Origin of the sequence: Coleofasciculus sp. FACHB-712 (assembly GCF_014695635.1) — a bacterium.
GTDB lineage: Bacteria > Cyanobacteriota > Cyanobacteriia > Cyanobacteriales > FACHB-T130 > FACHB-T130.
This window is the reverse complement of sequence record NZ_JACJOQ010000262.1, coordinates 1-1,693: the sequence shown is the minus strand read 5'-3', so window position 1 is coordinate 1,693 and position 1,693 is coordinate 1. Positions and strand designations below refer to the sequence as shown.

2 protein-coding genes are annotated in these 1,693 nt (G+C 48.8%); one reads left to right on the top strand and one right to left on the bottom strand.

Annotated elements, in window-relative coordinates; all coding sequences use genetic code 11:
- The first annotated feature begins 138 nt into the window (after nucleotides 1-138).
- Nucleotides 139-1,113 (top strand): cysteine synthase A, encoded by a 975-nt coding sequence (locus H6F50_RS07395; RefSeq protein ID WP_190428002.1) that lies wholly within the window; start codon nucleotides 139-141, stop codon nucleotides 1,111-1,113.
- Nucleotides 1,114-1,181: 68 nt separating this feature from the next.
- Here the strand turns inward: H6F50_RS07395 and H6F50_RS07390 are convergent.
- On the bottom strand, nucleotides 1,182-1,693 hold a 512-nt coding region (locus H6F50_RS07390), incomplete at its 5' end, for a 4'-phosphopantetheinyl transferase superfamily protein (RefSeq protein WP_190428000.1).

The following is a 1,693-nucleotide window of genomic DNA, read 5'->3' as shown; positions in this document are numbered from 1 at the left end:
TAGACAATCCCGACACGGTAAGTGGCGATCGCGTTTTGCCTGGATTTTCCCTCAATATGACTAAAGTTTGGTAAAAGTCGAGTCGGACTACCGCGATACGCCAAAATTTTTATAGGGAAGAACTTAGGTAATTTCAGAATGGATATCAAAAAGGGTTTTGTAGAGACAGTTGGCAACACACCGCTCATCCGCTTAAACAACTTCAGCGATGAAACAGGTTGTGAAATTCTGGGAAAAGCAGAATTTCTCAATCCAGGCGGTTCTGTGAAAGACCGGGCAGCACTTTATATCATTGAAGACGCCGAAAAAAAAGGTTTGCTCAAACCTGGCGGTACAGTTGTTGAGGGAACCGCCGGGAACACCGGCATCGGTTTAGCTCATATTTGCAACGCCAAGGGCTACAAATGCCTGATTATCATCCCAGATACCCAGTCTCAGGAAAAGATGGATGCTTTGAGGACGCTGGGCGCAGAAGTTCGTCCCGTTCCAGCTGTACCTTACAGCAACCCCAACAACTATGTCAGGCTCTCCGGCAAAATTGCGTCTGAGATGGAAAACACGATTTGGGCGAATCAATTTGATAATTTAGCCAATCGACAAGCGCACTACGAAACTACCGCAAAAGAAATCTGGGAACAAACGGACGGTAAAGTGAATGCTTGGGTTACAGCCACGGGGACTGGCGGCACCTTAGCGGGTGTAGCGATGTACCTGAAAGAAAAAAATCCTGCTGTTAAAACCGTCTTAGCAGACCCGATGGGCAGCGCCCTCTACAGTTATATCAAGACGGGTGAAACGAAGAGTGAGGGCAACTCAATCACAGAAGGAATTGGCAATAGCCGCGTCACTGCCAATATGGAAGGTGTACCGATAGACGATGCTATCCAAATTGATGATACCGAAGCGGTACGGGTTGTCTACAGACTTTTAAGAGAGGAAGGACTGTTTCTGGGTGGCTCCACAGGAATTAATGTGGGAGCAGCCGTAGAACTCGCCAAGCAGATGGGGCCAGGTCATACGATTGTGACCATCCTCTGCGATAGCGGCGCTCGTTATCAGTCGCGGCTGTTTAATCGGGAATGGCTAGCATCGAAGGGACTTTCACCCGATTAGAAAGGAAGCAGGGGGGAGGGGTGAGAATTTTCACCGACTACCTACCCTCAGCATTTAGTCGTTTTTATCTAACCATTGCTAGCATCCCATTGCCAGCAGCGGGTGCAAGTGCCAGTTCCTTCCACAGCAAGAGCGGCTACGTAGTCGAGTTCCGGTTTCAATTCTTGGAGTGACCAGCGATCGCATTGAAAGCGATCGCCTTCAATGCTCAGCAACATCGCTGGTTCCCCTGGAGCCAGCGTTACCTCAATTTGATCCAGAGGTCGAGCCAGCCCTTCTCCAATTGCTTTTAGATAAGCTTCTTTGCGAGTCCAGGCGTTTAAAAATGCTTGCTGCTTCTGATGTGCAGGCAAGGCACGCAAAACGGCATTTTCTCGCGCCGAAAAGAATCGTTTAGCGATCGTTTCAACTTCGGCAACCGAACGAATGTATTCAACATCGACACCGATCTGGCGATCGCGTGTTAGTGCATACAGGCAGATATCTTGAGAGTGAGATAAATTAAACCGAAGGTTACTTTCTCCGTGCGTTCCAGCTAATGCTGGCTTGCCACGGGAGCCATAGCAAAATTGCACCTCGA

Coding starts and splice junctions, on each gene's coding strand:
- H6F50_RS07395 (WP_190428002.1), top strand. CDS start 139: ATGGATATCAAAAAGGGTTTTGTAGAGACAGTTGGCAACACACCGCTC.